Consider the following 6,457-nt stretch of genomic DNA (forward strand, 5'->3'; position numbering starts at 1 on the left):
CCAATTACAATTAAACCATACAAAAATATCTGTTCTATTTTTCTCACCACTTTTCCAATTAATGACGTCTTTAATAGTTATACGTATCTAAAATTAGAAGGTTTCAATATTTTTAATAATTAGTATTTATTTCTTTATCTCTTCGAAAATTAGCTTTTTTTGTCAATTATTAATCTTTTTTATACACTTGAATTGTTACAGGATTGTAAATTTATCGATTTTAAAGTAAAAAGTGTGTTGATTTTGTAAGTTTTTTGGTATGCTATTTGAGGAAAATTCATACTAACTACAACACTTAAAGTCTAGGAGGCTTTTATGATTAGCTCAAAAAAACCAGATCCTTTTTTCCTATCCCTTTTGAAGATAGCTGAAAATGTGCGTGAAGCCACTCATTATGCAGATGACTTCCGTATTAATAATGCTTCAGATTTAAAAGAAATTAGCTTACACCTTAAGAATTACGAAACAGCTGGGGATACACTAATTCATGAGTTGATTGTTATGTTAAACAAATCATTTATGACACCAATTGAACGCGAGGATATTCTAGAGCTTGCTATCCGAATGGATGACATTCTAGATGGCATCGACAATTTCACAGCACATCTTGAAATGTTCACATTAGTGGAAATTGATGAATCCATGCGCACCTTCCTGGGTTATATTGTAAAAAGTACGGATGAGATTGTTAAAGCAATGGAGCTATTAGCTCAAAAGAAATTGCTTAAGATGCATGAGCATTCCATTCTAATCAAGGATTATGAGCGTAAATGTGACGAGGTACTTCGTACTTCTATTAAGCAGCTTTTCTTAAACGAAAAAGATCCGATCCGTATTATTCAATTTAAGGATATTTACGAGCAATTAGAAGATATCGCAGATTATTGTCAAAACGTAGCAAATACGCTTGAAACAATTATAATGCGTAACGCGTAGGAGCTTTAGTTATGGATACTATTTTTATATTAACTATCTTAGTTGTATTTTTTGCTCTTGCCTTCGACTTTATCAATGGTTTCCATGATACTGCAAATGCAATTGCCACCTCGGTTTCGACAAGAGCTTTAAAACCAAAAGTTGCCGTTTACATGGCAGCCATTATGAACTTTGTAGGGGCTTTAACATTTACAGGTGTTGCTAAAACAATTACGAAGGATATAGTTGATCCATTTACACTTCAAAACGGATCATTAATTATATTAGCAGCTTTACTTTCAGCGATTATTTGGAACTTAGTTACCTGGTATTACGGAATTCCATCTAGCTCATCTCATACCCTAATTGGTTCTATTGCAGGGGCAGCTATCTCTGCTGCAGGGTTTGGAGTTTTAAATTATGATGGGTTTACTAATATCTTAATAGCTTTAGTCGTATCACCATTTCTTGCTTTAGCAGTTGGATTTTTAATGATGTCACTATTTAAGGTGATTTTTAAACGAGGAAGCCTGTATGGGACAAACAAAAGATTCCGTATCTTCCAAATAGGAACCGCAGCACTTCAATCGTTTACCCACGGTACAAATGATGCCCAAAAAGCAATGGGGATTATTACGATGGCCCTTATTGCAGCACAATGGCAAGCTACAGACGACATCCAGCTTTGGGTTCGTATTGCAGCAGCAACTGCGATGGGTCTTGGTACATCTATCGGTGGCTATAAAATCATTAAAACTGTTGGTGGTAAGATCATGAAGATTCGCCCTATTAATGGTGCAGCAGCTGACTTATCGTCTGCTATGATTATTTTTGGTGCTACAACTATTCATTTACCAGTTTCTACAACACACGTTATTTCATCCGCTATTATGGGGGTTGGAGCAGCTCAGCGTGTGAAAGGTGTAAAATGGGGAGTCGCTAAAAAAATTGTATTAACTTGGATTATTACTTTACCGATATCTGCCGTAGTAGCAGCTATCATCTTCCAAGTCTTAAATTTACTCTTTTAAATAATTAAAACCTCGTAATTGAATACGAGGTTTTTTTCTTTTACTCTTTTATAATCACTCCTAATGATTTGGCAAATCCTATAGCCTGTTCCATGGAAACTGTGCAGCCCTTTAAATCCTCTAGGGATACTAATAGGTTTTCATATGTAGTACTACTCAAGTCAATCCCATCTAAAGATGTATCCGTAAAGTTAGCCTCATCTAATTCACATGTTTCGAATTCTACATGCTGTAAAGTGGAATCAATAAAGTCTACATGATTTAATGTACAGCTATTAAAGGATACCTTTTTCAACTTAGAAAAGCTTAAATTCAGGTAGTTCGCATGGTTTTCACGAACTCTTACATCAGTTAGCCTCGCATCCTCAAAATTTGCTCCAAAGAGCTTACATGCTATGAATTCCACTCGATGAAATACTGCCTGTTCCATTACTACATTAGAAAGATCACATTTTTCAAAAATACAATCTATAAATTCCACTTGGTATAAATGTAAATCCACAAAGGAAGCTTGTTTGAAAAGTACTTGATCAAAGATTATCTTCCCTTCTGATTCCTCAATACCTTCAAGCGAACAAACAGTGGCGTTGGAAATATAATAATCCTCTTGTAAAGCCTCCTTTAAATTAATTTGTTCTGGGTTCTCATTGAGCTTTGGAGACGTAATTTTCATTTTTATTCCTCCTTCAAAAATTTTCTTTTATCATAGCATTATATTAGCAGTTAAACTTGCTTTCCATTACAATAAAAAGGAAACTCTACCACCGAAATTGGTAGTTTTAACATAAGAGCTATATTACTACTTGGCTTTATCTAAGGAGGAAATATATGAAATTTTTAGCTAACATAGTGACACGCCATTATAAAGTCACTTTGGGAGTTTGGATCATCTTGTTTGTGGCTCTTGCTTTTTTCGCATTACGTCTCCCATCTTTATTGGAGGGTGACGGTTTTAAAATGGACGGAGAACACCAGCAAGTTATGGATGAGCTGACTGAAACCTTTGATTTACCAGCCGAGACACTCTTCGTCGTATTCGATAAAACATCCGATCAAACAATCCAAGATACGTTAAATGATATAGAAAACTTAAAAATAGTGAAGGACATCCAATCACCCTTGGAGGATTCTACTCTCTATAAGGAAAATGTATCATACGCAATGTTGCACTTTAACACAGATACCGAGAACATGTCAGAGGTAGTTGATGACATTCGGCAATCTATCGGAAACGAAAAGGGGGTCACTTTAACTGGGGCTGCCGCCATCAATAAAGATATTAATTCAGCTAGCCAAAAGGACTTGGCTAGTGCAGAAGCAATCGGTCTTCCAATAGCCTTGGTCGTTCTGCTCCTTGCATTTGGAAGTGTAGTTGCCGCATTGGTACCAATTGCTGTGGGTATTGTCACCGTAGTTTCAGCACTTGGAGTCATGACATTCTTTGGCGAAGCCATGGATTTATCTATTTTCGTCCTCAATATAGTTCCAATGCTAGGGCTTGCGCTAAGTATTGATTTTGCTTTATTACTAATTAATCGTTATAAAGAAGAGCTTGCCGAAAAGTCCGTTTTAGAGGCTGTCCAAATCTCTATAAAAACAGCTGGTCGCTCTATTATTTTCTCTGCACTTTGTGTATTTATTGGGCTTGGAGCAATGTTTGTATTAGAAGTAGAGATTTTTCAAAATATTGCTCTTGGCGGTATGCTTGTTGTCGCTATGGCAGTATTGGGGTCCATTACCCTATTACCAGCCTTACTAATGGTATTAGGTGATCGTATTAATAAATGGACTATCTTGCGTGTGAAGCCTGGTGCCTCTACCAAGTGGAGAAACTTTGCCTCCTTTGTAATGAAGCGACCTGTTACCTTGATCATTGTAGCTTTAGTGTTACTCGGGATAGGTATAATCCCGGTAAAAGAAATGACATTAACCATCCCATCAGTAGAATCTCTACCTAAGGACTATGATTCCCGTCAAGCTTATGAGGTGATGGAGGATGAGTTTAACATGGGAGACCAGTCTACGATTTACGTGGTGTCTGATCGACCAGGTGGTTGGGAAGATACAGATGGTCTAAACACTATGAAAAGTTTAGAAGAGCAGCTTTTGAAGGATCCTGATGTTAAATCAGTAGATACTGTCTTTTCGGCTAGTGAAATATCTACCGTCGAACAATGGGAGCAAAGCATGATGATTCCAGAGGTATCTGGTCAACTCACCCCACTAATGGACGCCTTTGTCCAAGGTGACAAATTAATGATTCCTGTTACATTAGGACTTAATGGCTCATCTGATGAAGCACAGGATTGGGCAAGAGAATGGGCAGATAAGGACGTTGGCACAGATATTTTATTAGGTGGTCAACCTAAGTTCAATCAAGAAATATTTGATGAAATTTTTGATAAGGTCGGAATTTTGCTAGGAATAATATTGGGCTCCACCTTTATCATTTTAACCATCGCCTTCCGTTCCGTGCTTATACCTTTAAAAGCAATTATTATGAATGTAATTGGTTTAGCCTCCACATTTGGCATACTTGTTTATATATTTCAGTACGGCCATTTTGGTTTAGAGGAAACGACCATTGCCTTAATAATTCCAGTCATTGTTTTCAGTTTAGTCTTTGGGCTAAGTATGGACTATGAGGTATTCCTCATCTCCCGTATTCAAGAGGAGTATGTGAAACATCATAATAATACGAAAGCAACTGTGGATGGATTAACATCCACTAGTAAAATAATTACCTCGGCTGCATTAATTATGATTGTTATCACTGGTGCCTTTGCCTTCACAGAGGTTATGCCAGTCAAGCAAATCGGTATCGGAATAGCTATAGCCGTGGCTATAGATGCTTCAATTATCCGCTTACTATTAGTTCCAAGCTTGATGAAGCTTTTTGGTAAATGGAACTGGTGGCTACCTTTTAGAAAGGGACCATACAAAGCCAAGAACTTTCATTAAACATGGAAGTAATAATCTTTAAAGAAACCGAAATACAACAAAGCCTAGTAGATACTCATACTCTACTAGGCTTTGTTTTTTAGGTTGGAATAGATTACTTCCAGGTCAGTCGATCGACTCCTCTAGAATTTGGCTTTATACCATTCCTTTGCAGCTTGTACCTCGCTTTGTGTTAACTGATGACCGTATTCATGCCAGTGTATCTCCACGTTAGCGCCTGCATTTTGCAATAAGTCCCTCAGTTCTTCAGATTCAGCTGCCGGGCACATAAAGTCATTCCTGCCTGCCCCAATGAATACAGGAATACCTGACATGACTGGTATCTCTACTCCACGCCTCGGCACCATCGGATGATGGAGAATCGCACCTTTTAAGACATCCTTATATTCAAATAAAAGATTCCCTGCAATATTAGCTCCATTAGAATAACCAATCGCTACTACTTGATCACGATCAAATTTATAGGTTTGAGCAGCTTCAGCTAGGAAGCTTTTTAATTCCTCTGTACGAGCCTGCAGGTCCTCCAGATCAAAAACACCTTCAGCAAGACGTTTAAAGAATCGTGGCATTCCATTTTCTAACACATTCCCTCGCACACTCAGAATATTAGCTGAGCTGTCTATCTCTTTTCCTAGTCCAACTAAATCATGCTCATTACCACCTGTACCATGCAATAATAATAAGGTCGGTCTCGAAGAATTCTCTCCTTGAACAAATAAATGCTTCATAATTAAAAGCCCCTCTTTTATCTCGAATTTGAGATAATTATAGCCAACATATATTTCCTCGTCAAACAATGCGCTTTACGTTGTTTCTAATATTTCCCTCAGCCTTTGTGGTTCATCTACTCGGATGGCAAACTGCGTAACTACTTTTTCCTTCCCCATGAACATTGTCACCTCTATAGGTTCATGTAAGTGGATTAAGGCTTGAGGTTCTAATGGTTCAAAATCACGATACATAAATTGAAGTGTATGCTTATCCGGAACAGCCGCACCCCATTCTACATTCTTAATCAGATGTAGCGGCACAACTATTCGAGCACTAAGTCCTTGTGTCACATATAATTTACCATCTTTTACCTCAGCGGGGTGTAGTCGAGTTACTTGAATATCAGCTAAGAAATAGAAAACACTATAAATATTAAAGACCAATAACACTAATGACAGGAGAATTGATTTGTCATGTAGCCACCAATGAAGTCCAATTGTTTCTATAATAATTGCATGTATAATCATTACATTAAAAGCGATGTAGCTTGTATTTTTGTGTAAAGTCACTATATTTGGATGACTAGGAGCTTTCTTTTTCCACGTAAAAATTGCATAATAAAACATCAAAAGTTCAGAAACGATAATACGTATAAGAATATTTTTTGTTACCACCTGTTTAATAGAAGGTATCAGGCTAAACAATACCGAAGTTTTCATCTCTTTCTTGGAAGCTTTAATCACTGGAATTTTATAAATGACTAAAATTATTAAACTCAGCTCTGCCAATATTAAAAGCGCTTCAAGAGCAATTCCGAGATATAGAATTCCTTTGAATGG

General features: G+C 37.0%; 6 protein-coding genes. 3 read left to right on the forward strand and 3 right to left on the reverse strand.

Going from position 1 to position 6,457, the window contains the following annotated elements; genetic code table 11:
* Nucleotides 1–315 precede the first annotated feature (315 nt).
* Nucleotides 316–936 carry a DUF47 domain-containing protein gene (locus AC06OU_RS00375; RefSeq protein WP_340881678.1) on the forward strand — a complete coding sequence of 207 codons (621 nt, stop codon included), beginning with the start codon at nucleotides 316–318 and terminating at the stop codon, nucleotides 934–936.
* A gap of 11 nt (nucleotides 937–947) precedes the next feature.
* The gene (locus AC06OU_RS00380) at nucleotides 948–1,946 is read left to right on the forward strand and encodes an inorganic phosphate transporter (protein WP_340881677.1); all 999 of its coding nucleotides are present in this window, start codon (nucleotides 948–950) and stop codon (nucleotides 1,944–1,946) included.
* A 40-nt stretch (nucleotides 1,947–1,986) separates the two neighbouring features.
* Here AC06OU_RS00380 and AC06OU_RS00385 read toward each other — a convergent pair whose 3' ends face one another.
* Entirely contained in the window at nucleotides 1,987–2,619 is a 633-nt protein-coding gene (locus AC06OU_RS00385; RefSeq protein WP_475853353.1) for a pentapeptide repeat-containing protein, read from the reverse strand.
* 155 nt (nucleotides 2,620–2,774) lie between these two features.
* On the opposite strand from AC06OU_RS00385, the gene AC06OU_RS00390 reads away from it, so the two are divergent.
* On the forward strand, nucleotides 2,775–4,907 hold the full coding sequence (locus AC06OU_RS00390) for an MMPL family transporter (RefSeq protein ID WP_475853354.1): 2,133 nt from the start codon (nucleotides 2,775–2,777) through the stop codon (nucleotides 4,905–4,907).
* A 122-nt stretch (nucleotides 4,908–5,029) separates the two neighbouring features.
* Here AC06OU_RS00390 and AC06OU_RS00395 read toward each other — a convergent pair whose 3' ends face one another.
* Together AC06OU_RS00395 and AC06OU_RS00400 are read right to left on the reverse strand one after the other, a co-directional pair.
* Nucleotides 5,030–5,635: an alpha/beta hydrolase gene (locus AC06OU_RS00395; RefSeq protein ID WP_475853355.1), complete on the reverse strand. Its 606-nt coding sequence runs from the start codon at nucleotides 5,633–5,635 to the stop codon at nucleotides 5,030–5,032.
* A 75-nt stretch (nucleotides 5,636–5,710) separates the two neighbouring features.
* Nucleotides 5,711–6,457: beta-carotene 15,15'-monooxygenase (locus tag AC06OU_RS00400; protein WP_475853356.1), on the reverse strand; the 747-nt coding region annotated here is incomplete at its 5' end.

The sequence above is a fragment of the Psychrobacillus sp. genome (assembly GCF_056205495.1).